The organism is Parapedobacter defluvii, assembly GCF_014642075.1.
Lineage (GTDB): Bacteria > Bacteroidota > Bacteroidia > Sphingobacteriales > Sphingobacteriaceae > Parapedobacter > Parapedobacter defluvii.
The window spans coordinates 151,589-176,398 of sequence record NZ_BMIK01000008.1 but is presented as its reverse complement, the minus strand read 5'-3'; the positions used below and the strand labels follow the sequence as shown (position 1 = coordinate 176,398).

Genomic DNA, 24,810 nt, shown 5'->3' with positions numbered 1-24,810 from the left:
GATCCTAAAACGCTCGTATGGCCCTGACCCGCTGCATATCCGAAGTTAATGCTAAATCAACCTGGCCTGTATCGAAATGTACGGTAACACATGTCCAATATTCATTTTCATTACCGGTCGAAGAAAGATACTCCTCGGGCACGAATCCTCCAACAATTTCCTTGTTTGCAAATAACGCTTCCAGCTCCATCGCTGAAGGAAGGTACCAATCATCGTAACCACCTCCCTGGTACTCTCTGCACAGTTTAGCGGCATATATGCCTGAACCATCATCCAGCGGGGCCTGATTAGCAATGATACGCTGCGTATTATTCATCCCCAAGCCTATCCCACTCTCATATGCGGCAATGGCCAACTCTTCTTCGTTATGAGTAATCTTCCAAGAAACCGGCTCTTCATTATTGATATCCGAAAATGCAGCAATTAATCCATGCATGCCGGTTTCATCGACATAAAAAACAATGCCCCCTCCATATTCATCACCTACTTCAAATGTCTGCTTACTCATTGTTTTAAAGTTCAATTCATAGCCATAATTTGTACCTGTATTGTTTGTCGCATATGCCCTTACATAGTAGGTGGTACCGGCAGAAAGACCTGTCATTGTGCTTGAAAATTCCCCGGATGATAAAGATTCCTGGGTTTTTCCCAACGCATTAATCGTAGGATTCGGTTTGGTATCCCAACATAGGCCCTGTGCCAAAATCTCGCCGCCACCCGCTTGGTGTATCAATGCACCACCGATGGCAAAGTCTTCACCTATTTCCAAGATCGGTTCCGTAACAACCTTCGGCCGGCCGTTTCCGATATCCGATGACTTACATCCAGCCAATAATAAAACAAATAATACGTAGCTGCAGACAGCTCCTATCGAAATCCGGTTCATACAAAATGTTTTGATATGACAATTCATTGTTGTGTATTTGACTTAACTAATTGGTATGATTTACCCGGCAAAACCATCATTTTGCCGTTAGTGATTTGCTGTGAATTACCCGCGGGGTCCGTCGCTGTGAACGAATTCCATCCGGGAATTTTGATTTCCAGACGTCGATGGGTGGTATATCCTAATTTGATAACTTCTCGCTGTGTAGAAGTGTTCGTGAATAATTGTTGGACATCCTCCTGCCTAAGAATATCTGGCGAAACATATAGTACAGCTTTCGTATCCGTATCCTGCTGAAAATCATAAAACCCGCTACCTTCGTAATGGATGAATGTCGAATTTCCCCGTCCCAACACGTGCTTGGGCGTCCTTGGAAGCTGATACGGGATCCAATCTTCCAGTGTTTGTGCATACATCACATCAGACGGCTGAACAACCATGGCTTGATACGGTTGAAAACTAACTGCAAAGTCGCCGAACACCTGCTTATCAGAAGTTACCTGATACTTTGTACCCAACGGAATTTCATTGAATGCTTTTCTAGCAATCGCAAAAGCAATCGATTTGGCGGGTGTATATAGATAATTCAGGTAATGGATGCCCCAATCCACATTATACGGAGCCGTAATTGAAGAATCGTATTGAAACTGACAGGCTATCTGAGCGCCCATGCTTCGGTATCTTCGAGCCATAGCCGGATACATTCCAACATTATCAAACGTACCCGGTATATCAAATTCGTAGACTACTTTGGCCTTCTGCCTTACCTGTTGAGGCAACTCATAATTAGCTGCCTCCTCAAATAAGTTCTTTTCTTCATTATATTCAAACCCTCCCGGATACCAGCCATCTGTTACTGCATCTACCTTACTCGCCTGTATGGCATCAAGAACGCCCTTATTATAGGAACTTTCAAACAGGGCTGCCGCTATGGGATGAGCAGATCCCGTTTCCCTGATTACGGAAACCATCCCATTCAAATAGGCTAAAATCTCGCCTTGCTGAAATTTATCGTAGTTAGACTCCGAGGGCATAACGTTCCTTTCCTGACAATAGGCAAGCCATTTAGACTTCCATGTTTCGTAGTCTTTTCGATAGGTTTCTTCAGTGGTTTCATTTTCTTTATGCCAGCTGTGATCCCGGGACACATCCTCCATGGCGGCGTAAGGAAAATACCAAGGCTCATTTAAGATTTCTAACAGGGCAAGATTAGGTTCGTCCACCAACCGATGCCCTGTATAACGATTCTCATGGACCAGGAATTCGTGGACAAACCGCTTTGACGCTTCAACAGCCTGCTCGTCGAACATCATGCCCATCTTGGTTACCTGCTTGCTAAATGAAGTGTCCAATTCATCGGGAGCGTTCCACCAGCTTAAGGGCGTGAGGTATAAATACATCCCCTGTTTGATCAGTTCATCAACAAGCATATCAAAAATGTCAAGGTGGACATTGTCGATCAGCGCACCCTGCTGATCACTTATCTCACGCTCAAACACATGTACCCTGACCACTTGAACTCCCATCTTCTTCATATCACTGATATCTTGCCGAATGACACTTCGAAAATCGGCGCCCAGTGCCTTCATATTCCGATATTGATACCAGCTCATCGGATGATAATTGGTACCAAATAGCGAAACTTCTCTTCCATCTTCAAATGTTAACCTGCCATTTTTCACGGTAATCGAAGCGAATTCCTCGGCAGTAGAAGGAACACTATCCTGCGGCCGCTCCTCCGCAAAGGTGTGCGGTGATTTCTTACAGCCGCCCAAAACAATCAGGCCCATGAAAATCCCTAGCAGACACATAAACAACCCCAAAAACCGAGCGGTCATTAAAAAATTGAATTTCATAATTACAATCCGTTATGTACCCTTATTACCACCCTGGATTCTGCACCAGTAGTCTGTTCCGATCCAACTCGTCCTGCTCAATGGGCCAGAGATAATGCTTAAACTCGAACACCCTATTTTCCACGACCGTTCTTTTATAGAATGTCGGATCGGCAAGGGAAGTACCGGCGTTGCGATCCATTCCATAGATGGCACCTCCATCGGTTTCTGGAGCAATCTTCCAACGTCGCGTATCAAAAACACGGTGACTTTCAAATACAAGCTCTACGCGCCGTTCAGCCCGAATTAACGCTCTCATTTCCTCCTGAGAACCGGGAATGGCTAAGGTCCCCTCTCCATAACCAGGAATACCTGCCCGATACCTAATCAGGTTTAGGTATTTCAAGATATCCGGATGCCCTGGCGCATATTCGTTAAGTGCCTCAACATAATTCAGATACATCTCTCCCAGCCTAAAAAGTATCCATGAAGGAGAAGATAAATAAGTGAAGTTAACGCGGTTGGAATTGGGACCTGAATATTTACGGATAACATATCCTGTCCATGTGGGATTTTGACCTCTCGCACCTCCCTGGATACCATCTTTGCCGGTGGCAAAAAATTCCGCATAATAGTTAGACTTTCCATCCGTACCGTGCCATAGCCATTCCGACCCATTGAAAGTTACCGTCGCATAAAACCGGGGGTCCCGTCCCACATACATATTCCAAACACCAGCCGGCGTATATTCCGTAGCGTCTCTGTGCACGCCGCTTTCAATATAACCTGACTCCGGATTAATTATCGGCTCTCCGTCTGCCTGATACCCAAGGATAGGGCGGTGCCCATTTTCCATAAAAAAAGCGTCAACCTGTTGCTGTGTAACTCCATAATTCGCATATCCGTTGACCTGCACCAACATGCCATTATATTCCCAGGTCTGCGCCTCCCATCCTTCTTTACCTGCTGAATAGGCCCAAATCACTTCTTTATTCCATTTATCGAGATAAATATCCCGATAGGAGTTTACGGGATCTAATTCTCCTTCTGAATCGTACTTAATTAATAGTCCGTCGGGCATTCGATCAATTACCGCTTTTGCGGCCTCTGCAGCAAGCTGCCACTTATTTACATCATATGCTTGGTTGATTAACTGCGTACCGTCTCCGTTTTTAAATGCTGCGTATTCTGTATTGCCATTAAACATATCGCTTGCCGCATATAAAAGCAACCGTGACTTTAGCGCGAGGGCTGTCAACTGATCTGGCCTACCTAACTGGTTAAGGTCCGTAACGCGATCAGGCAGGCCCTGCAATGCCTCATCTAACTCGTTGGCAATGTATCTTACACAATCATCGTATGTGCTTCGAGGCAGCATGATTTCCGCGGGTTCGGCATCTACCGGGATCACTTCGGGCAACAAAACCAACGGGCCATATTGACGAAGCAGTAAAAAGTAGAAATACGCCCGAAGAAACCTCGCCTCAGACTTATAGCGGGTCCTCAAATCAGGTGTGATCTCTTCGCACTCATCCACGCGATTAATAAATACCGATGCCGAGCGAATTCCCCGATACATACTATTCCAACATCCATAAGGGACGGAGGATGTAGGTCCCCAATTACCGATGTTGATTTGAAAACCAGGGACTCCCTGTTCTGAAAACTTAGCTTCGTCTGATGCGGGTGTCAGGTTTACCCGGTCGCCGTTGGCTTCATCCGGAATGTAACTATATACATTGGCCAGGTATTGCTCGGTATACCTTCTTGTCTTAAAAACCTGGTCTAACGTGAGCATGTCGTCCGGCTGCTTATCCAGAAAATCAGAATCGCAGGAAACGATAAAAACAGCGATCGCCAGTGAAAAGAAATATATAAACTTGTCGATTTTCATAACGGTTACTTAAAAGGTTAAATTCAGACCTACAGAAAAGTTTCGCTGGATGGGATAACGTCCACCGTTCCCGGAACCCAATTCGGGATCCCAGTATTTAAATTGGCTCCATGTCACCGGATTCAGCGCTACACAATAGATTCGGGCACTTCCTATTTTAAGCCGGTCGGTTAACGGTTTCGGTATGGTATAACCGGCTTCCACGGTTCTTAGCCGCAAATAACTTCCCTCTCTTTGCCACCAGGTTGACGGCACATAGTTATTTATATTTTCCCCGACTGCCAGTCTGGGGAATAACACATCTTGTGCCGGATTTTCAACAGTCCACCTGTCTAACGCAACCTGCTGGGCGACGATCCCGGAAAGCGATTCGCGAAATGGAAAAAAGCCTTCCCCGCCTAACATAAAATCCATGTGCGTCAATCCCTGAAAAAATGCGGAAAAGTCTATTCCTTTATAGACAAAATTAAGCCCGAAACCGTAAACCATTTCAGGATTTGGAGCATATCCGATGGCGACCATATCGTAGCTGTTCACCAGTCCATCTCCATTATAATCTACGTATTTTATATCCCCGGGATACACCCTCCCTCCAAACCCGGGAACAGGCAACTCCTCCCGCAAAATCCCCTGCGACACATCCAAAAAATCAGTTTCTTCGTATAGGCCAATAGCCTGTAACCCGAATTGCTGACCATAACGCCTGCCTTTTTCGGCCTGGTAAGAATATAGCGGATCAGGCTGGTCGTTTTCCACGACTTTATTTCGAGCATACGTAAAATTGCCCCTAAACGCCAAGTCAATCTCTCCCAATTGTTTCCGGTATTCAAGTGAAACATCAATACCCCGATTGTCCATCTTTCCGATATTACCCCAAGGGTTTTTTGTAAGTCCCATGTAATTCGGTAAAGACGCGCGTTGTAAAAATATGCCAGAACGTTGCCTGTTAAACACATCCGCTTGGAGATAGAAGCCTTTTAGAAAGCGGGCTTCCACCCCGATATTGGCTTCAGTTTCCAGCTCCCAGGTTAAGTCTGCTCCCCACTCATCCTCGCCTGTACCACCAATTGTATTGTCTCCATTAAGTCCATACCGCCATCCTCCGTTCCCGCCGCCGATTGTCGTCAAGTAAGCAAATCGCCTCCCACCAATCTGGTCATTTCCCTTATATCCATATGAACCTCTCAATTTTAAATAAGATATATGCTGCCCAATGGATTCCTTATAAAATGATTCTTCAGACACAATCCATCCAAGGCCCACCGATGGAAAAAAACCGAATCGATCTCCCCGTTTGAAATTTTCCGAGCCATTATAGCCTGCATTCAATTCGATGTAATAGCGCTCCGCATAACCGTAACTCAACTTGCTCACCAATCCCTGAAATCGATAGGGTAATCCAGCAATTGCGTTGTTTGCGTTTGCGTTGACGAAATCCTGTTGATTGTAAAGCAGCAATCCACCAACCGAATGTTTACCAAAAATTCGATTATAGGAAATATCTGCTTGTAGATATATTCGCCTATCCCCGCCGGATACGGTATTATAATTTAAATCTTCTTGCCCGTCCCAATACCTAGTCAGTTGTGGCACTCCAAAACGATCCCTTCCTGTCGCCCTGTATAAATCACCTTCCCTTGTCCGCTGGATGACATGGGAATTATCAGCATCAAACGAAAACATTCCCTTGACAGCTAGTCCTTCGCTAAGCCAAGACAAGCTATGCTTCAGTATCAAACTGGACTGGAGATTATTATTCCAGGTCGTTTGGAAGCCAGAATTGAACAAATCCGCATAAGGGCTTCTGATGGCATGGCTGCCACTTCCTCCATAGACGACACCGTCTCCATCGGGGTTCGGATACACGGGTGCATAATCGCCAGGCCCTGACTTTAATATCCATGACCACAAATGGTCGCTGTCATATCCAGCCATATTTTGCGTAACCAATATCCCACCGATATTCAGTGACAAATCCGTGTATCTATTCAATTTTATATCGGTGTTTGCCCGGAAATTGTATCGGCGTAATGTGGTATTACTGTTATATGCATCCAGATTTCCTCCTTTCCATATCCCATCTTCCGAAAAATATGTGGCAGACACAAAATACTTCGCAACATCCCCACCTCCTGAGATATTTAGATTGGTTCGCCCGCTGTGAGTCCAATCTTTCATCATTAAACCAATCCAATCATTATCCGGATATAACAATGGATCTGATTGAAGTTCGTAGGTTTCAATGATATCTTCTGTATACGGACTTTTAAAGTTTGGATTGACATTTAAATTGGCCTCATTATACAACCTATAAGAGGTTGCTGCGTCCGTTAGCCTGGGAAGTCGGGTAGCTCCAACCATCCCATATTCAGATTTTACACTGATTGTCGGCTTACCGGTTTGTCCCTTTCTTGTATTAACAAGTACGACACCATTTGCTCCCCGTATGCCATAAACCGCTGTCGCCGCAGCATCTTTCAAAACCGAAAAGCTTTCGATTTCTTCCGGCTCGATATTGGACAATGACCGTTCTACACCGTCTACCAACACCAGTGGATTAGCGCCTGCTCCAAATGTACTTACCCCACGTATCCAAAATTGTGCATCATCTTTACCCGGCTCGCCTGAGCGCTGGACCGCAATGACCCCGGCTATGTTACCGGCCAACGCATTGGTCAAAGACCGCGTGGGCACCTTCAAATCCCGCGGTTTTACCGTTGATATCGAGCCAACTACACTTTCCTTTTTTTGGACGCCGTACGCGACCACAGCCACTTCTTCTAAATCACTAATAGCCGTCTTCAGCGTAACATCAACAATTGTTTGTCCGCCGATTTCGCGTTCTACTTCCTCAAAGCCGATCATCGTAAACACTAAAAATTGAGCATCGTTGGGAACGGCGATATGAAAGTTTCCTTCAGTATCTGTTATCGAAGAAATAGCCTTACCTTTTACGGTGATCGTTACCCCTTCTAATGGGTCTCCCTGTTCATTCGTAACTGTTCCGCTGATCGCCTGTTGGAGAGCGGAGGTTGCCGAGGATGGGATTCCGCCACGCCGGTACCCAGCCGACTTCTCCGGAACAAGCGTCACAATGCCCCCGTTGATGCGGTAAGCGATGGACTTTCCCTGAAGACAGGCTTTTAGCGCCTCTTCAAGCGTTGCCTGGTGAAGCTGGACGTTGACATTACCGGCGCTACGGACCAATTTCCTGTCCGCAACAAAGTCGTAACCGGTTTGTCCCCGTAGCTGTTGAATAACGGTTTCAAGAGGAGTATCTTTCACACTCAGACTCACATACTGACCATATGTTTTCGCGCTGACATGTACTAATCCGAGGCAAAGAAATAGGATGAGAAGCTTCATGTAAAGCCCAATTTGAGGCGGCAGGTGCCGCATACATATACGAAAAAAATGCATACCTTTGAAAGGTTTGGTAGTGATTAAAATTCTTATTTGTTTAGTCGCAATCAAGGAAATGGCCTACCAGACATGACCGGATACCGATTGCCGTCGGGATTCGGTTTTTTTGGTGGCTGAATGAGGGAGTAGCTATGTCTTCATGTTGTCATTAATTTTTAGGATTTACAATAATTGTTCTGTTATTACGCTGGAAGCGCACATTGCCGGTGGACTCCATCGCCTGCAAAACCGCTGATAACTCACGCATGCGTGATACCGTACCGAAAAATTCAGCGGATCTGGGTTGGACAGCAGCATACTCCACTTCTACATCATACCAACGTGAAATTTGCTGCATAATCGTTTCCAGCGCTACATTGGTGAGTACGATGTCTCCGGATTTCCACGCGACGGCCAGCGAAGGATCTACCTGAATCACCTCCGTTTGCTGTTGATGTGTGATACTTTGATCTCCGGGCCTTAATGTATGGGTAATTTTAGATGCGCTATTCATGATCTGTACCGATCCGCTGACGAGCGTGGTTCGCGTATCGATATCATCCGGGTATGCAGAGATATTGAATTCCGTACCGAGGACTTCGACCGTCTGACCGTTACTTAATACCCGGAATGGAACCATTTGCTGATTCGCTTTCCCGCGAATGTGGGTTACCGAAAAATAGGCTTCACCGGTCAATTCTACCACACGTTCCGGTCCGGTAAACTGGCTTGGGTATTTAAGCGTCGTGCTGGCATTGAGCCAGACCTGGGATCCATCCGGAAGAATCACCTGGTAGGTTCCCCCTCTCGGAGTCGATAATGTCAGCCACTCAGCATCCGAAGATCGCGACTGGCTTTCTGGCTTTCCGGCTTCCACATGCAGCACATCAGAGCCATCTACATAAGTGATTTCCTTCCCTACCACAATTCCCGATTGGGTTTCGCTCAAGTCGATTGTGCTGCCGTCAGCCCATGTCAACGTTGCCCGGTTGCCACCAGGTAAAATATTACTGCCGACCACGTTCGGTTCGTCTATCTTCTCTCCCGATTTCATCAAAAACCATGCACCCAGTGTGCATGCAAAAATTATTGCCGCGGCATATGGCAGCCACCTGCGGATTCCACGTACGCGACCAGCTCTTCTTCTTCCTTCCTGCTCCAGCAAATGGTTCAAATTTGCTTTCACACGGTCCAGTGCCTCCTGTGCCAACGCACGCTCTTCGTATTCATTTTCCTGTAAATCCGAAAGTGCCTTCACAACGAGGTCTTGGAGTTCTCCCGTATTTTCCTGATCGCGAAAGTACACCATCAAGGATGTCTCCTCGGCTGGTGTCGTCTCCCTTTTCAGGTACCGACTGAACAATTCGTATGGGTAATCGCTTTTCATAATTTTTTAAGCGGCTCTCTAGGTTAACACGAATGGGAATGAGAAAAGGGTGGCTCTAGACTGAAAAAAAATTAAAAACTAAATGCGACGGCTAGTAATACGAGGAAAGGCCCATATTCCTGACTTAATATTTCACGCAGAAAACGGTTTGCTTTGGTCATATGGTCTTTTACCGTGTTACGGGTAAGAGAGAACAACTCCGCCACTTCTTCATACGATTTGCCCTCGATACGACATAGCCTGAAAATACGCTGGCGTTGCGGGGGCAATGCAGAAATAGCCCTGTCGAGTAAAATTTCGGCCTCCTTAAAATTAATGTATTTTTCTATATGGTCGTAGGCTGATTCCTCAATCAATTTTTTCGCCGCTTCCATCGTCTGCCGACGGGCACTTTTGCGGTAAAAGTCGATTGCCAGGTTACCGGATATTTGAAATAGAAAAGACTGGAAGGATTGCCCTGTATTGAGGGTTGCACGAAGTTCCCATACTTTCATGAATACATCCTGTAGCAGCTCCTCCGCAATCGCTTCGGAACGCACTAAGCGAATGAGATTCGCATAAATACGTCTGCTATAGCGATCGTACAATTGTTCAAAGGCCGAGTGGCTGCCCTGACTCAATGCATCCAACAGGAATTCATCCTGTGTCTCCATAACCTTTTTGTCGTGCATTTGTGTCTATTGGTTTCCTCAGCGGGGCAATGTAAGGAATTTTCGCGAAAATGCGGTTACTCCGATTTCCGGCAGGCCTCTCCAGGCCAGAAGACTAAACATTTGTCATTATACTTCCAACGCTTTCGACCGTAGCTTCCGTTTCAATCGATAGAACCGGAATAGCAACTGGTCATATCCGAGCGTAAATAGCAGCACCCCTACGGGCAAAAGCAGTGCTCTCAGTTGGAAGTATTGGTAGAGGTAGCCACCAGCGATTCCCCCGAGGAAAAAGCCCATAATGATCATTAGCTTCAGAAAGATACTTTTGCGCAATCGTGTCCGTTCGGCGGTACCCCGATAGATGAGTCGTTGGGCCAATTCAATTCCCAAGTCCGTGAATAGCCCAGTGAGGTGGGTAGTCCGCACTACGGATTGGGAAACGCGTGTAACCAACGCATTCTGCAGTCCCATTGCAAAAAGGAGTGCACACGCCAAGGCGACGACCGGAGACCTGTCAGTACCGTAATAAATCTCACCGAATGCCGTCACCGCACACAGTATCACGATCTCCACAGCCAACGGCATTAGATAAGCTGTGTGGAACCGGTCAGTCACCGACTCGGTCAGCAGTCCCGATACAAATGCGCCCAACAGAAAAAACAATATATAAATCATGAACACCAGCGCAGTACTGAAATCTTGCAGGAACAACGTTTCGGCAAAGTAGGCAAAATGTCCGGTAACATTGGTGGTTAGTGTACCCAATGCAAGCACGCCGCATATATTAACCATACCGGCCACTCCGGATAATAATGATGCCAGTTTGAGATTGTGGGAATAAGTCCGGCCTTTCCCCTTATGCCTTAACATAATACGCGTATTCCGACAATACTACAAGTAAACCTACACACACATCCACTTCAAAACAATGAACTGATTAAAGCAGCTAAAACCCTACACTCTTCAGCCTCAGGCCAGCATTCTCCTCAAGGCCAAACATCAGGTTCATATTTTGTACGGCCTGTCCGCTGGCACCTTTGAGCAGGTTATCGACGATACTTACGACAAACAGTTTATCGCCATGCTTTTCCAAGTGCAACAGGCATTTATTCGTATTGACTACCTGCTTCAAATCGATATTGGCCTTGCTGATATGCGTAAATGGGTGTGTAGCATAAAAGGACTCAAATAACGCATACACCTCATCTTCACTTAATGTATTGTCCAGGTAAATAGCTGAGAGAATGCCTCTGGGAAAATTGCCCCGTTGCGGAATGATATGGATGCGCTCCATGGCCCGCTGCAGCAAGGTACCGTTACCGGCAGGAAGGAAACCCGGTTGCAACTGATCCAGCGATTCGCTGATCTCCTGCAGGTGCTGATGCTCAAAGGCCTTGTAGATAGAGAGGTTATTGCTCCGCCAGCTGAAATGGGAAGTGGCAGATGGTTTCTGTCCGGCACCGGTGGAACCGGTGGTTGCATTGATATGAATCGGATGCTGAAGCAGTCCCTTGGCGGCCAACGGCAAAAGGGCCAATTGGATACCTGTGGCAAAGCATCCCGGATTGGCTATGTAGTGTGCAGAACGGATAGCGTCCCGATTCAGCTCGGGTAAACCATATATGAAGTGCGCCCCTTGGTAAGCGGTATTTGCCCGCAATCTGTAATCTTGAGAAAGGTCGATTATTTTAACGTGCGGAGCAAACGTATTGGCATCCAAAAACTTACGGGCATCTCCATGCCCCACACAAAGAAACAGCACATCAATATCGCTGTGGTAGGTTTTAGAGAACCGCAAATCGGTATCGCCAAACAAATCGGTATGTATATCCGATATCCGATTCCCCGCGTTACTGCCGCTATGTGCAAACACGATATCCGCTTGGGGATGGTTAATGAGTATGCGTAGCAGCTCACCTCCGGTATAACCAGCCGAGCCAATAATACCTATCTTAATGTTTGTCATGTCTCTTCTTTTATGGAACGCAGATTATACGGATTTGACGTATACTCACTGATCAATTAGATGCGTTCCCTGGTTTACCCGTTCACTTTATGCCAAATGGATACCTGATTGCCAAATATCTTGGAGAATCCTTTCACGTCTTCCCCGGTCCACGTATTGTTCATTTCTCCGTAGCTGCCGAATTTATTGGACATCAGGTCGTGCGGGGACTCGATACCGATAACGGTAAAGCGATAAGGATTCAATTCGACAAATACCTTGCCGCTTACGGTCTGCTGGGTGCTTTGCAGGAATGCCTCGATATCACGCATCACGGGATCGTGCATCTGCCCTTCGTGCATCCAATTCCCATAGAATGCAGCCAGTTGGTCCTTCCAGCTGAGTTGCCATTTGGTCAGGGTATGTTTCTCCAGCGTATGGTGTGCTTTGATGAGAATCAGCGGTGCAGCCGCTTCGAAGCCAACACGTCCTTTGATGCCAATAATCGTATCACCCACGTGGATATCACGGCCGATACCATACGGCTGGGCAATGGCTTGCAGCTCCTGGATCACTTTCACCGGACCGATACGGTTGCCATCCAATGCAACGGGTTCGCCCTTTTCAAACTCGATGGTAACACGGCGTGGCTCGGTCGAAGTAAGCGGGGTTGGCCATGCTTCCTCGGGTAGCGTATCGTGGGAAGTCAACGTTTCCTTACCTCCTACCGATGTACCCCATATACCTTTGTTGATCGAATATTTAGCCTTTTCGGCATTGAATTCAACGCCATGTTTCTGCAGGTACGCAATCTCTTCTTCACGGCTCAATTTGAGATCGCGGATGGGCGTGATGATTTCCACTTCCGGGATCAGTATGTTGAAAATCATGTCAAACCGTACCTGGTCGTTTCCTGCACCTGTACTGCCATGGGCAACGTATTGTGCACCGATCTTTTTTGCGTAATTAGCAATGGCCGTGGCCTGGCTTACCCGTTCTGCACTGACCGAAAGTGGATACGTAGCGTTTTTCAGCACATTTCCAAAGATGAGGTATTTGATGCTGCTGTCGTAGTAGTTCTGCGTTTCATCTACCACTGCATGGGATTTTACACCCAGCGAATACGCCCGCTGTTCGATCTGAGCCAGCTCATCGGCCGAAAACCCTCCGGTATTCACAATAACAGAATGTACCTCCAGCCCCCGGTCTTTGGATAGATAAATGCAGCAAAAAGAGGTATCCAATCCTCCGCTAAACGCTAATACGACTTTGTCCATTGATTATTTTTTGATTCTACAACTATACTGTTTTCGGATAGCGGGCAACGAATGCAGTAACCATCTTTTTGGTGGATTTCCACAGCCTTGCCTCAATACGTTTCAAAAGTGACGATTTTTTCGTAATCTGCTTTAAACGTTCCTTGGCTTTGGCCTTCATTTCGATCCGCTCGCGCAATTCCTTTTCTTTTTCCACCGGATCCCAAAGCATGGCGGTACACATGCAGTTTTTACGCTGCTTCATAGTCAGGATATCGTAGTTAACACAACTTTGACATCCCTTCCAAAACTCCTCGTCCTGTGTCAGTTCCGAATAAGTAACCGGTTCATAGCCCAGATCCGAGTTGATTTTCATGACGGCCAATCCCGTGGTAAGACCAAAAATCTTTGCCTTGGGGTATTTTTCCCGGGAGAGTTCGAAGATACGTTTTTTAATCGCTTTTGCCAAACCCACTTTCCGAAAGTCGGGATTTACCACCAAGCCCGAATTGGCCACAAAGTCGCCATGGCTCCACGTTTCGATGTAACAAAATCCGGCCCAGGCCCTGTCTGCTTTGCGCAAAGCGATCACGGCCTTACCCTCCTTCATTTTGGTGGCCACATATTCAGGGCTCCGACGCGCAATGCCTGTGCCCCGGGCTTTGGCCGACTCGGCCATTTCATCACAAATTTGCTGGGCATAACCGACATGCTGTTCGGTCGCCGGGATGATTATAAAGTCTGAAAGTTCCATTGGAATAAACGACCCCTAAAGATTAAAAACTGTTTGATCGAAGTACAGCGTCGGACTCCCTGCCGTACGTAGTTAGAGAGGCTGCCCCTTATTAAGCCCGGGGCAATATGGGTCGTCGAAACCGGAGTACCGGTCTTTCGGCAGTTGAAATTCCACACAAAAAGCACGTTGCATAATGCTGAACGCATGATGCAGTAGATATAGCTATGATATTTTTTGTGTTCATCCTTAATGCATATTACAGCTACGCTGCAATTAAGGTGCCAAATGTAGCAAAAATATCTTTTATTTACGCAAGGTTTATTTCGTTTTTTTCCGACCTTTGTAGCATGATCGGAACCAGCTGGTTTTTTATATTGATTTTTGCGATTCCCCTCGTAGTCTTCCTCATCTGGTTGATGAAACAGGATAAACGGAAGGGAGCTTGGGGGATTATCCTTGTCATCCTTGCCGCCGCCGCTGCAATGTATGTATCAACAAAATATGGCTCCGGCCTCGCGGCAGCAAATTTTGAGCTCAGAAAAAAAGAGGCTCAGGAGAAAAGCCAGGAAAAATAAAAAAATACATCCCTAAACTTCTATAGCCGCAGGCATGTTAAATCGTTTTACCTTGCAGGTAACCTGTAAATAGGTATTCTGCGCCCTATACCATTACCTCCCTACTGAGGTTAAGGCATTTCATTTAAATGAATCAAAATCCTATATTGCTGCCCTAATTATAGCCAATTGAAACGCCAGGTATACAAAATCCATAAATTTTTTATCATATGAATTATTCAAGAAGGGAATTTCTGAAAACTGCGGGGATAACCACCCTTGCGGGTGTAGCCACGACGAATTATGTATTGGCATCAGACGGTTTTTGGTCATTAAACACCGACACGCTGAAGGTCGGGCTCATCGGTTGCGGAGGCCGGGGCACCGCTGCGGCTATGGAGGCACTGAATGCAGACCAAAACGTTGTATTAGCCGCGATGGCTGACGCATTCAGCGATCAGTTGGAAGATTCCTACAATACGATTAAATCCCAGATGGGCGACAAAGTACAGGTGGATGACACCCATAAATTTGTGGGCCTCGATGCCTACCAACGCCTCTTGGAAAGTGATATTGACGTCGTGTTGTTGGCTGCCCCTCCCGCATTCCGGCCCACGCACCTGGAAGCTGCGGTGAACGCAGGCAAGCATATTTTCTGTGAAAAACCCTTTGCGGTGGATGCGCCCGGCCTGAGACGGGTTATCGCAGCTTCCGAAAATGCTAAATCAAAGAACCTCGCTTTGGTTTCCGGATTCTGCTGGCGTTATCATCTTCCCAAGCGGGAAACATTCGGTCGGGTATTGGATGGAAAGATCGGAAAAATCCTGACTGCCGAAGCAACTTACAACACGGGAGAGCTATGGTACAAAGAACGACAGCCGCAATGGACGGATTTTGAATACCAATTGCGGAATTGGCTGTATTACAACTGGCTTTCAGGCGACCATATCATCGAGCAAGCCATCCACAGCCTGGATATGATGCAATGGGCCATGGGCGATACGTTACCGCTTCGCGTTACGGGAAGTGGGGGCCGCCAAAAAAGGACCGATAAGAAGTTTGGCAACGTGTTCGACCATTTCGCCATGGTATATGAATACGAAGACGGTGTAAAAAGCTATTTCTTCTGCAGGCAACAGGCAGACACCGCACCTGCCTATGCCGTGGAATTAGTCGGCGATAAAGGCCGATGCATTGTTGACTGCCGAACGGGAAGCCACGAAATACTTGGCCGTAGGGCATGGAAATATGACGACCAAACGAAGTTCACCGACGAAAATGCCTATAAAAATTCGGAATCCAGGAGCATGTATCAACAGGAACACGACGAGTTATTTGCCTCCATCCGGAAGAACAAGCCTAAATATGACGGCGATTGGATGGTAAAGTCCAATTTGGTGGCCTTAGCCGGCCGGATGGCCGGTTATACGGGGCAGACGGTCTCTATTCAGGAGGCTTTGGCCTCGGATGAGGTTCTCTTCCCTGAAAATGTATCATGGGACATGAAATATGACATACCGGCGGCGATACCCGGAATTAATTCATAGCAAGCATAAATGATGGAAAGAAAAACTTTCATACAGATGGCCGCCTTACTGGCTACAGGGGCAACGATCGCTCCCTTATTGAAGGGATACGGCACACCGGTTAGCAACGCACCTGCACAGAAGCTCACCTTAAAAAAGGGGTTGGGTTTTGGGATGATTGAAGAAGACTTATCGTTGTTAGATAAATTCAAGCTGGTAAAAGATATCGGGTTTGATGGCATTGAGTTCAACAGTCCGGTAGATATCCCCTTAACGGAATTGCTTGCTGCCCGGGACCAGACAGGGATCGAGCTACCGAGCGTGGTTAACAAAGACCATTGGTCGAAGCCTTTGTCTGACCCCGATGCATCGGTCAGGCAATTCACGATCGATTCGGTTGCCAAATCGTTGAGTGAGGTGAAGGAACTTGGCGGCGATACGGTTCTGGTGGTCCCAGGCGTGGTAAATGACAAAGTTCCTTATGAAGTTGCTTACAAGAATGCCCTGGAATCGGTTCGAAAGCTCATCCCTCACGTGGAAAAGACCGGCATGAAAATCGGGCTCGAGAATGTCTGGAATAACTTTATACTGAGCCCCGTTGAGGCACGGGAATTTGTTGACGCCATTGATCACCCGCTGATTGGATGGTACTTTGACATTGGAAACATCTTGCGTTACGGATGGCCAGAACATTGGATAACAACACTGAATTCACGGATCGTCAAACTCCATGCAAAAGAATTCAGCCGTGATAAGATGAATAACGAAGGTTTATGGAAGGGTTTCGATGTAGACTTGTTGGCGGGTGACAACAATTGGCCTGTCGTTATGGATGCACTGAGGAAGGTTGACTACAAAGGGGGATGGATCACCGCAGAGGTGAAAGGAGGTAACGGAACCTATCTTAAAACCATAGCCGACCAATTGGATAAAATCAAGGCATTATAAAGCATAAGGCCGTCACTTCAACATGACGGCCTCCTTTTATGCTATTATATACGTGGCAATTGCTATACCGTGGGCAATTCCCATCCGTTACGGTATTGCCGCTTGACGAACTGATTGACTTCGTCAAAGTTGGTTACTTTCATTGCATTGTTGTCCCAAAGCAATTTCAGGTTCCTGCCGGGATATTTATTATCAACGCGCAAATCGGAACCGCGGATAGCCAGATTAGCCATAAGCAATGCTTCGGTCAGCGGGCCTGCGATTGCAAAGGGAGAACTGACCTCTTTGTTCCCGAATCCGGCGATACAGGCTTCCACCCATTGTGCATAGTGGCCACCTGCGCCTCCGGGTACGCGTGTGTATTTCACCGGCAGCTTGTGCTGCTCGGTCAATGATGTAGGCAGTAACCGCGGATTTTCCGCATAGCAGCCGGCCATCATCTTACCTTTGGTGCCGATGAAAAGAATGCCATTTCCACCGTCACCAAATACCTCATTGGCTCCCAGTTCTTCCGGCCGCTGCGGCTGGATTCCTCCATCCATCCAATGTATCTTCACATCACCGGAAGTTTTTTCAGATTTGGGGAAGGTCAGTACTGCATAACTTGAAGGCGGGCAACTTTCGGGGAAATAACCCCGTTTAAACTCGTCGACATATACGCTACCCACACTCGCCTGTACATCTTTTACGTACTGAAGCCCCAATATGCTAAACGGTGCTTCCATGATGTGGCAACCCATATCGCCCAACGCTCCGGTGCCGTAATCCCACCATCCGCGCCAGTTGAAAGGTACCAATTTATCCACATAATCTTTGTAGGGTGCGGTACCGAGCCAAAGATCCCAGTCCAGTTCTTTGGGAACCTCCGCTTTTTGCTCGGGCCAGGGAATACCTTGTGGCCATACAGGCCGATCGGTCCAGGTATAGATGGTATGCACGTCGCCAATCAATCCGGCATCAAACCACTCACGCATGATGCGGACACCGTCGCCGGAAGCTCCCTGATTGCCCATCTGGGTAACGACCTTGTATTTTTTCGCTGCTTCGGTCAATGCACGTGCTTCAAAGATATCGTGCGTCAGTGGTTTCTGTACATACACATGTTTACCCAGCTGCATGGCAGCAAGCGCTTGAATGGCGTGGTTGTGATCCGGAGTGGATACGGAAACGGCATCGATATTTTTATGCTCCTTATCCAGCATTTCCCTGAAGTCTTTGTAATACTTCGCTTTGGGAAACCGTTTCACGGAATCGGCCGCACGGCGATCGTCCACATCACAGAGAAATGCGATTTCTGCCTTTCCACTGTCGTGAAAGCTTTTCAAATCTGAATTGCCTTTACCTCCGACACCGATACCGGCAACAATCAGTTTGTCGCTCGGCGCAACAAAACCTGCACCTCCGAGTACATGGCGTGGCACTACCATAAAACCTGCTGCTGCCGCAGCGCCCGTTTTGATGAAATCTCTGCGGGTTGCACCTGTTGAGTTTTTATTACTTTCCATTTAACATAAATTATTGATCTACTGTTCGTTTTTAGCGGCATCAATGAAATCGCTATGCTAAGTTGTTTTAGCGTATGCTTGTTTCCTGCAGTACATTGGTTAGCACAATCGATCTCTTTAATTGTGCGGGGCTAATATACTAAAAATTGCCAGCAGTTGCGTAACAACTTACTGGCAATTTCCCGATTATTTATCAATACCCTGGGTTTTGTTCAAGATTTGGATTGATGGCAATCTGTGTATATGGAATCGGGTAGATTTCCCGGTTTGGATCGTTCGTGGGTTCATGATCCCACCATGTTCCATTGGTAAACTTGCCGAAACGGATGATATCGGTACGCCGTTTTCCCTCAAAGATAAACTCGCGCCCCCTTTCTGCAAGCAGCTCATCTAAGGTCAATGTAGCGGTTGTATACCGTGCTTCTGGCCAGTCTTCAGGTGCAAAGGCCCGTTCGCGGCAGGCATTGATGAGGTCAACCGCTTCCTGCGTGGCAGTGCCGCCATTGCGGCGCATGATGGCTTCGGCCTTATTGAAGTAAATTTCGGTAAGGCGGTACATGATGTAATGGTTTTCCCGGTAATTCGGATCACTGACCCGCCCTGATTTGTACTTATTGAACCGGGCACCGCTGTTTTCTTCTCCTTCCGCCATGCTGCCTTCGCTGGTCACATCCCCCTCGCTTTCCCGCCGGATGGAATTAACGTATATAAACGGACGTTCATTCCATTCTTCCGTTCCAAGTATCGGCTCATCCGTGCCGTATTTGTATTGCGGACCGAACAGGCACCATTCCGATTTGCGAAGATCGTTTTCCGCGTACGCGTCGAATGCAGTGGGAATAACAACCATGGCATTATTCCCCGAATAGCCTACATCAAGTGCTTCGCTTATATTCGAATATCCCATCAGGTATGCGCCCCAATCGAAAACGAATCCACCCTGTCTGCTGAACGCAAACTGAAATAGAGACTCCGTTGCATGTTGATTCGTATTGCTGAAGGTAGTGGTTAAATCCGGTGCAAGCTTCGGTGTTCCACCGAGCCCACCGGCTTCTCCATTAATGATTTTGTCGCAAGCTGCGATGCATTCATCCCACATCGGCGTTCCAACGAAATATTCCGCATTGAGATACAGTTCAGCCAGCATGGCATATCCGGCAGAAGCCGAAACCCGTCCAACCAACTCTTCCGAGTAGGGTAACAGCTGCGGCACGTACGTTTCCAATTCGGTGCGGATAAACTCGAACACCTCTTCCCGCGGTTGTGTCGGGAGGTTGGTAGGCTCTTCGGCCACTTCGGTCGAGATCGGCACATTTCCCCATAATTCCATAATTTTCATGTAATGGAATGCCCGTAAGACGTGCAATTCGGCCACGATTGCCGCCATTTCCTCCTCGCTGATGTCCAAGGCTGCATAGTCAACTCCACTGAGATCTGCGATGGCCGAGTTAATGTAACCCACGCCGGTCCACATCAATATCCAGGCCGTCCGTGTCGGGTTTTCGTTGTCTGTCCAGGTGTGATAGTGCTGACGGAAATGATCACCTCCATCGTAACCGTGGCGTCCTTTCTGCGGCCACGCCAATTGATCCGCTGATAACTCCGCGTGATAAAAGTATCCCGTCTGACCGGTGGGTGCCAGCCATGCCTGCATGTGCGTAAATGGCCGGAGTGATGCCTGCAATACTTCCAGGCGGGAATTGTAGAAGCTATCTTTCTCCAATTCGCTGTATAAGTTCTCATCCAAATTGGTACATCCACCGATCAGCACCACCAGGCTCACCAATACGGTGCGTCCCATTTTATTCAAATATCGTTTCATTAGAAAATAATTTTATTCTTAACAGCCTAATGGAACCTGCGTTTTCATCGCCTTCTGCATTAGGCGCCGACACAGCAGGTTTCATTTTCGCCTCTTTTAAAATCCAACATTTAACCCAATTGCCCACGATTGCGTGCGTGGATAAAATCCCCGTTTATCCACGCCGGCCTCAAACCCGGTATCTTCCAGCTCCGGGTCAATACCGCTGTATCCGGTAATGGTTGCGATATTTCTGCCGGTTACATAAACCCGCATATTGCGGATGTACGAGGAGTTCAGTTGAAAGCTATAGCCGAGTGTCACATTGTCCAGCTTCACGAAATCGCCGCGCTCCAGGTAATAGTCGGAATACTGCGGGTCGTCATTCAGTTGATTGTGTGTAGTAATGGCACTCCGAAGCAGGTTGTTAGGCAGCCATCGCTTATTTCCAAAATACAGGTCCTGCGTGTTCAGGATGTCAAAGCCGAATTTTCCCCTGAACAGGATCGTCAAATCGAAATTCTTATAAACAAACGAATTGTTTAGGGAAGCCTGATATTTGGGTACCCCGTTGCCGATGATGGTCAGGTCGTTGGCGTTCATCTCGACGGCGGTTCCGGTCGTTCCATCTGCCTTGTAGAAAAGCCACTGTCCTTCGTCGGTAAAGCCGGCAAAACGCTTACCGTAAAAATTCCCCACTTCTCCACCTTCTTCCAACCGGAAGGCGTTGCCGAGTGCACCCGGCGAAGGCAGTCCATAAAACTCCAACCAGTTTGCCTGGAAGACGTCGGCAGACAGTTTCGTCAGTTTATTGGCATTGGTATTTCCGGCGAAATCGATGTTCCAGCGAAAGTCATCGCGTTGCATGGCTACTGCCGATAGCTGCAGCTCTACACCGTGGTTACGGATGGAGCCTACGTTGGTATAGATCAGATCGCGTACGAATGCGGGCTGTTGTGCATTGTATTCATACAGCAGGTCCTTGGTCTCGCGGTCATAAACGTCTATTGCACCGCTAAGGCGATTGTTGAACAGGGCGAAGTCCAAACCAAAATTCCATTCCGCTTTCTGCTCCCACCGCAGGTTTGGATTGGGGTTACGCGCGGGTCCATACGTCTGGTAGTAAACCCCCTCCTGCGGATACACGCCACCGGTGCCCAAGGTAAGCAATGAACGGTAGTTAGGGATCCCCTGGTTGCCCGTTACACCGTATCCTACCCTGAGTTTGAGCTCGTTTATCTGCGATACATCCTGCAGGAATTCCTCCTCGCTCAATGTCCAACCAACGGATACCGAGGGGAAATTTCCCCATTTGTGGTTGGCACCGAAGCGGGATGAGCCTTCCCGACGGAGAATGGCCTGTGCCATGTATTTACCCCGGTAGGCGTAATTTACCCGGCCGAAGAACGCCACCAGCGTATTATCTTCTTTAAAGCTGCCCATTCCCGGCCGCGGCAAAGCGGTGTTGTTGATGGCACTGCCGGCTCCAAGGTTCCAGTCCAGAAAGCCATCGCTGGTAAAACCGTTGTTATTTACATTGAACCGTTCGACACTGCCGTATTGATAACTGTAGCCGAGCAGCGCCGTTAATGAATGATCTTCATTGAATGTCGTATGATAGTCGACCGTCGACTCCAACGTTTGGGTCCAGGAAAGGTCGTTCCACTTGGCCGCATAGGCCATGCCTTGCCAGTCTGTACCCTCACGCTGCTCCCAGTCATTCGTTGAACGATAAAAACGGTCATTCAGATTCGTTCGTACATACGATCCGAATACAGAGGCCGAAAGACCTTCGATAATATCAAGGGTCAGTTTGGCATCGCCTGAGAATACCTGCTGGTTGCGTTCCGCAATGCGGTTTGCTAACCGAGATATGGGATTATAATTATTATATGCCTGTGTTTCCAGAAACGATCCATCTTCGTTGTAAATCGGTGCAGTTGGATTACGTTGTACAGCTTGCTCGAAATCCGAGCCGGTACTGTTAACCCGGGCGTTTGGGTCGTCCGAATTATCAAACCCACCACCCAACAGGTTTGACTTGGTGAAATTTGCCGCTAGGTTTACCTGCATGCTAAGCCGATCCTGCAAGCCCCGCTGGTTGATGTTGATCCGTCCACCCCACTGTTCCCGGGCGCTTTGCTTCGCGATGCCATTCGCATCGTTGAAAAACACGGATGCCCGGTAATTGGTATTAGCCGATCCACCCGACGCGGCAAAGTTATGGTACTGACTTACATTCTGCCGGTTCACCAGCTCTTCATAGAGATCGGTAGAAGCACCAAAGTCCTGATCGGCACTGATCAACCCCTGTGAAATCAGCTCCCTGAAGTCGGACGCTTTCAGAAAATCCGGTTTTCGATCCACCACTTCCCGCTGCACATAGGTGGAATAGTCAAACCGGGCCTCTCCTTCGCGTCCCTTTTTGGTTGTAATGAGAATAACGCCTGCGTTTCCCCGCGTTCCATAAATTGCTGCAGCCGACCCGTCTTTCAGTACGTCGAACGACTCGATGTCGTCCTGCTGCAGCAAATCCAAGCTTCCACCCGGAATGCCGTCAATCACAATCAACGGCGTGCGCGAGCCCGTCAGTGACGTAACCCCTCGTAATTGGATGGCTGCACCCGAATTGGGATTATTGCCTTGCGTACGAGTAATATTTAACCCGGCTACCTTACCCTGGATCAGGTCCATGGGCGAACGCGCACCGCCGGCATTGAAATCTTCCGCCCGCACGGTGGCCACCGCGGAAGTTACTTCTTTACGGCGCAAGGTACCGTATCCCACCACCACGACCTCCTCCAGCGCCTGGGCATCATCCGGCTGGAGCGCAATGGAAAGTACCTGCTCATCGCCTACTTCTATTTCCTGATCCTGATATCCCAGATAGGTAAAGATAATCGTTTCTCCTTTGGACGCTTCGATGGAAAAGTTTCCGTTATCATCGGTGGTAGTTCCCCGGGAAGTAGCTTTCACCGCAACGGTGACCCCCGTAAGCGGCAGGCTATCCGTGGCTCCGACAACTTTCCCGGTAATGGTTTGCTGCAATATTGGCAGATGGGATACGGTTGCACCGTAAGCTGCCGCCGAAACCAAAAACAGAACGACTAGAACAGTATATCCCCTTGTAAAATAAGTTAAATAGTTCATTTGAATCAGTTTTAATCTTCAATGGTAGATGGGATCTTGCTGATTGGAATCATCAGCAAAAGTTCATGATGTGTGTTAGCTTAAATTTGTGGGTGTCGGAAGACATTTAGGTGCCGACTTCCATAGTAGATGGGAATTTGGAAAAACACCCCCAAAGATTACAATTAATGCAGTTTACTAAACCAATTTAGCAAACGGTGGCGGACGCTTCCTGAATTGCATAATTTGTGTGTGTTTGTAATTTACGTGCTTATAACAGACCCGTTTTTAATAGTTACTGATGTTAACAGCAGCCCCGACAAATGGTTTTTATTTTTCGAAAACCATTGGTGTATACGTTGGGCTACCTCATCAGTTTAACGCCGAGATTGTCTTGACAAGTGTTTTCTTGGCTAAGGGCAACAGGGTGTTCTCCACGGGAAAGGTAATGTCACTTTCCACCTGATAAACCGCCGGATTGGGCACTTCCCTACGGGTATGGATCAGATCTTTCCGTATGGACTCAGGGGTATTGTAAATAAAATGTTTTTCATATTTGGCGACATAAGTGGTGTGAATTCCGCGGTATTTCTCGTGATGATTTTCAAAAAGTGTCACCTGATATTCGTATACCCGCGTCCCCTTTTCGTCGCCATTACGTAACAGCAGGTACCCGTGGAAAGGATACAGTGGCCGCACGCCTATTTCCGAAATGGCTAAATGGCTTTCCACAAAATCATGGATTTGCTGTCCTTCTTTGATGGCAGGTTTAATTTTGCTGACGGCATAGCCAATGATTTGTTCAATTTCCTTCATCATGGCATCGTCATTCACAATTCTCTCATACGTCATCTTGACGGCAGTAAGGTCGATATTACTTAACCGTACCGGAAAATTTGTTTCAAGCATGGTTTTGTCACTTTTGAATTTCTTGAGGTTATTGTAATGGAAAATCAAGTCATTCAAATTGGGATAAAGCTGTGTCTTGTTGAAATGTGTATTGATTTGCTGCAAATAGGCCAACAGCTGGTATTGTTTGTGCTCAAAATCAATGGGTACTTCGATAAACCAATTGGCATTCAATGTTTGCATAAACACCTCCTTGTTTAATTCCAGAAGTGAATATACAAATTTTTTAAAAACGAATAAATTAAAACCATTTCATCCATTCAGCCACGATGAGCTCATGGGTTTAACATCCTTGTAATAACATTCGGTTGTTTCACCGCAAAGCGTTAAGTTTGCCGGAAAACAAGTTATTCGGATGGAGGATGGAACACAGATGACGCGGATGGGGTGGATTTTCACCGATAGACAATTGATCTGTGAGCATCCGTAAAACCAGTGTCATCC

17 protein-coding genes are annotated in these 24,810 nt (G+C 47.4%); 3 read left to right on the top strand and 14 right to left on the bottom strand.

What is annotated here, in order from left to right; translation table 11 throughout:
- Nucleotides 1-4 precede the first annotated feature (4 nt).
- From IEX60_RS13220 to IEX60_RS13175, 10 genes are all read right to left on the bottom strand, one after another.
- A complete protein-coding gene (locus tag IEX60_RS13220; protein ID WP_188751374.1) occupies nucleotides 5-886 on the bottom strand; it encodes an Lcl C-terminal domain-containing protein in 882 nt (293 codons plus the stop codon).
- A gap of 23 nt (nucleotides 887-909) precedes the next feature.
- Complete coding sequence (locus IEX60_RS13215) at nucleotides 910-2,742, bottom strand: family 1 glycosylhydrolase (protein ID WP_188751373.1); 1,833 nt, start codon at nucleotides 2,740-2,742, stop codon at nucleotides 910-912.
- A 25-nt stretch (nucleotides 2,743-2,767) separates the two neighbouring features.
- Nucleotides 2,768-4,615, bottom strand: coding sequence for a RagB/SusD family nutrient uptake outer membrane protein (locus IEX60_RS13210; protein ID WP_188751372.1), 1,848 nt, complete (start codon nucleotides 4,613-4,615; stop codon nucleotides 2,768-2,770).
- 9 nt (nucleotides 4,616-4,624) lie between these two features.
- Nucleotides 4,625-7,981 carry a TonB-dependent receptor gene (locus IEX60_RS13205; RefSeq protein WP_188751371.1) on the bottom strand — a complete coding sequence of 1,119 codons (3,357 nt, stop codon included), beginning with the start codon at nucleotides 7,979-7,981 and terminating at the stop codon, nucleotides 4,625-4,627.
- Nucleotides 7,982-8,186: 205 nt separating this feature from the next.
- A complete protein-coding gene (locus tag IEX60_RS13200) occupies nucleotides 8,187-9,404 on the bottom strand; it encodes a FecR family protein (RefSeq protein WP_188751370.1) in 1,218 nt (405 codons plus the stop codon).
- A gap of 71 nt (nucleotides 9,405-9,475) precedes the next feature.
- The gene (locus IEX60_RS13195) at nucleotides 9,476-10,057 is read right to left on the bottom strand and encodes an RNA polymerase sigma-70 factor (RefSeq protein ID WP_188751368.1); all 582 of its coding nucleotides are present in this window, start codon (nucleotides 10,055-10,057) and stop codon (nucleotides 9,476-9,478) included.
- A 126-nt stretch (nucleotides 10,058-10,183) separates the two neighbouring features.
- A complete protein-coding gene (locus IEX60_RS13190; protein WP_188751366.1) occupies nucleotides 10,184-10,927 on the bottom strand; it encodes a YoaK family protein in 744 nt (247 codons plus the stop codon).
- A 76-nt stretch (nucleotides 10,928-11,003) separates the two neighbouring features.
- Entirely contained in the window at nucleotides 11,004-12,023 is a 1,020-nt protein-coding gene (gene argC / locus IEX60_RS13185) for an N-acetyl-gamma-glutamyl-phosphate reductase (protein WP_188751364.1), read from the bottom strand.
- 74 nt (nucleotides 12,024-12,097) lie between these two features.
- Nucleotides 12,098-13,279 carry an argininosuccinate synthase gene (gene argG, locus IEX60_RS13180; RefSeq protein ID WP_188751362.1) on the bottom strand — a complete coding sequence of 394 codons (1,182 nt, stop codon included), beginning with the start codon at nucleotides 13,277-13,279 and terminating at the stop codon, nucleotides 12,098-12,100.
- A gap of 22 nt (nucleotides 13,280-13,301) precedes the next feature.
- Nucleotides 13,302-14,012: a GNAT family N-acetyltransferase gene (locus IEX60_RS13175; protein ID WP_188751360.1), complete on the bottom strand. Its 711-nt coding sequence runs from the start codon at nucleotides 14,010-14,012 to the stop codon at nucleotides 13,302-13,304.
- A gap of 329 nt (nucleotides 14,013-14,341) precedes the next feature.
- Between IEX60_RS13175 and IEX60_RS13170 the strand changes: the two genes are divergently transcribed.
- The 3 genes from IEX60_RS13170 to IEX60_RS13160 all read left to right on the top strand — a co-directional run bounded on the left by IEX60_RS13170 (nucleotide 14,342) and on the right by IEX60_RS13160 (nucleotide 17,022).
- On the top strand, nucleotides 14,342-14,569 hold the full coding sequence (locus tag IEX60_RS13170; RefSeq protein ID WP_188751358.1) for a hypothetical protein: 228 nt from the start codon (nucleotides 14,342-14,344) through the stop codon (nucleotides 14,567-14,569).
- A 209-nt stretch (nucleotides 14,570-14,778) separates the two neighbouring features.
- Nucleotides 14,779-16,095 (top strand): Gfo/Idh/MocA family protein, encoded by a 1,317-nt coding sequence (locus IEX60_RS13165; protein WP_188751356.1) that lies wholly within the window; start codon nucleotides 14,779-14,781, stop codon nucleotides 16,093-16,095.
- Between the two features lie 9 nt (nucleotides 16,096-16,104).
- Nucleotides 16,105-17,022 (top strand): sugar phosphate isomerase/epimerase family protein, encoded by a 918-nt coding sequence (locus IEX60_RS13160; RefSeq protein WP_229717554.1) that lies wholly within the window; start codon nucleotides 16,105-16,107, stop codon nucleotides 17,020-17,022.
- A 62-nt stretch (nucleotides 17,023-17,084) separates the two neighbouring features.
- Here the strand turns inward: IEX60_RS13160 and IEX60_RS13155 are convergent, their stop codons facing one another.
- The 4 genes from IEX60_RS13155 to IEX60_RS13140 all read right to left on the bottom strand — a co-directional run bounded on the left by IEX60_RS13155 (nucleotide 17,085) and on the right by IEX60_RS13140 (nucleotide 24,549).
- Nucleotides 17,085-18,527, bottom strand: a complete 1,443-nt coding sequence (locus tag IEX60_RS13155; RefSeq protein WP_188751354.1) for a Gfo/Idh/MocA family protein — start codon at nucleotides 18,525-18,527, stop codon at nucleotides 17,085-17,087.
- Nucleotides 18,528-18,720: 193 nt separating this feature from the next.
- Nucleotides 18,721-20,349 carry a RagB/SusD family nutrient uptake outer membrane protein gene (locus tag IEX60_RS13150; RefSeq protein ID WP_188751351.1) on the bottom strand — a complete coding sequence of 543 codons (1,629 nt, stop codon included), beginning with the start codon at nucleotides 20,347-20,349 and terminating at the stop codon, nucleotides 18,721-18,723.
- 96 nt (nucleotides 20,350-20,445) lie between these two features.
- Nucleotides 20,446-23,478 carry a SusC/RagA family TonB-linked outer membrane protein gene (locus IEX60_RS13145; RefSeq protein ID WP_188751350.1) on the bottom strand — a complete coding sequence of 1,011 codons (3,033 nt, stop codon included), beginning with the start codon at nucleotides 23,476-23,478 and terminating at the stop codon, nucleotides 20,446-20,448.
- Nucleotides 23,479-23,829: 351 nt separating this feature from the next.
- On the bottom strand, nucleotides 23,830-24,549 hold the full coding sequence (locus tag IEX60_RS13140) for a hypothetical protein (protein ID WP_188751348.1): 720 nt from the start codon (nucleotides 24,547-24,549) through the stop codon (nucleotides 23,830-23,832).
- Nucleotides 24,550-24,810 lie beyond the last annotated feature (261 nt).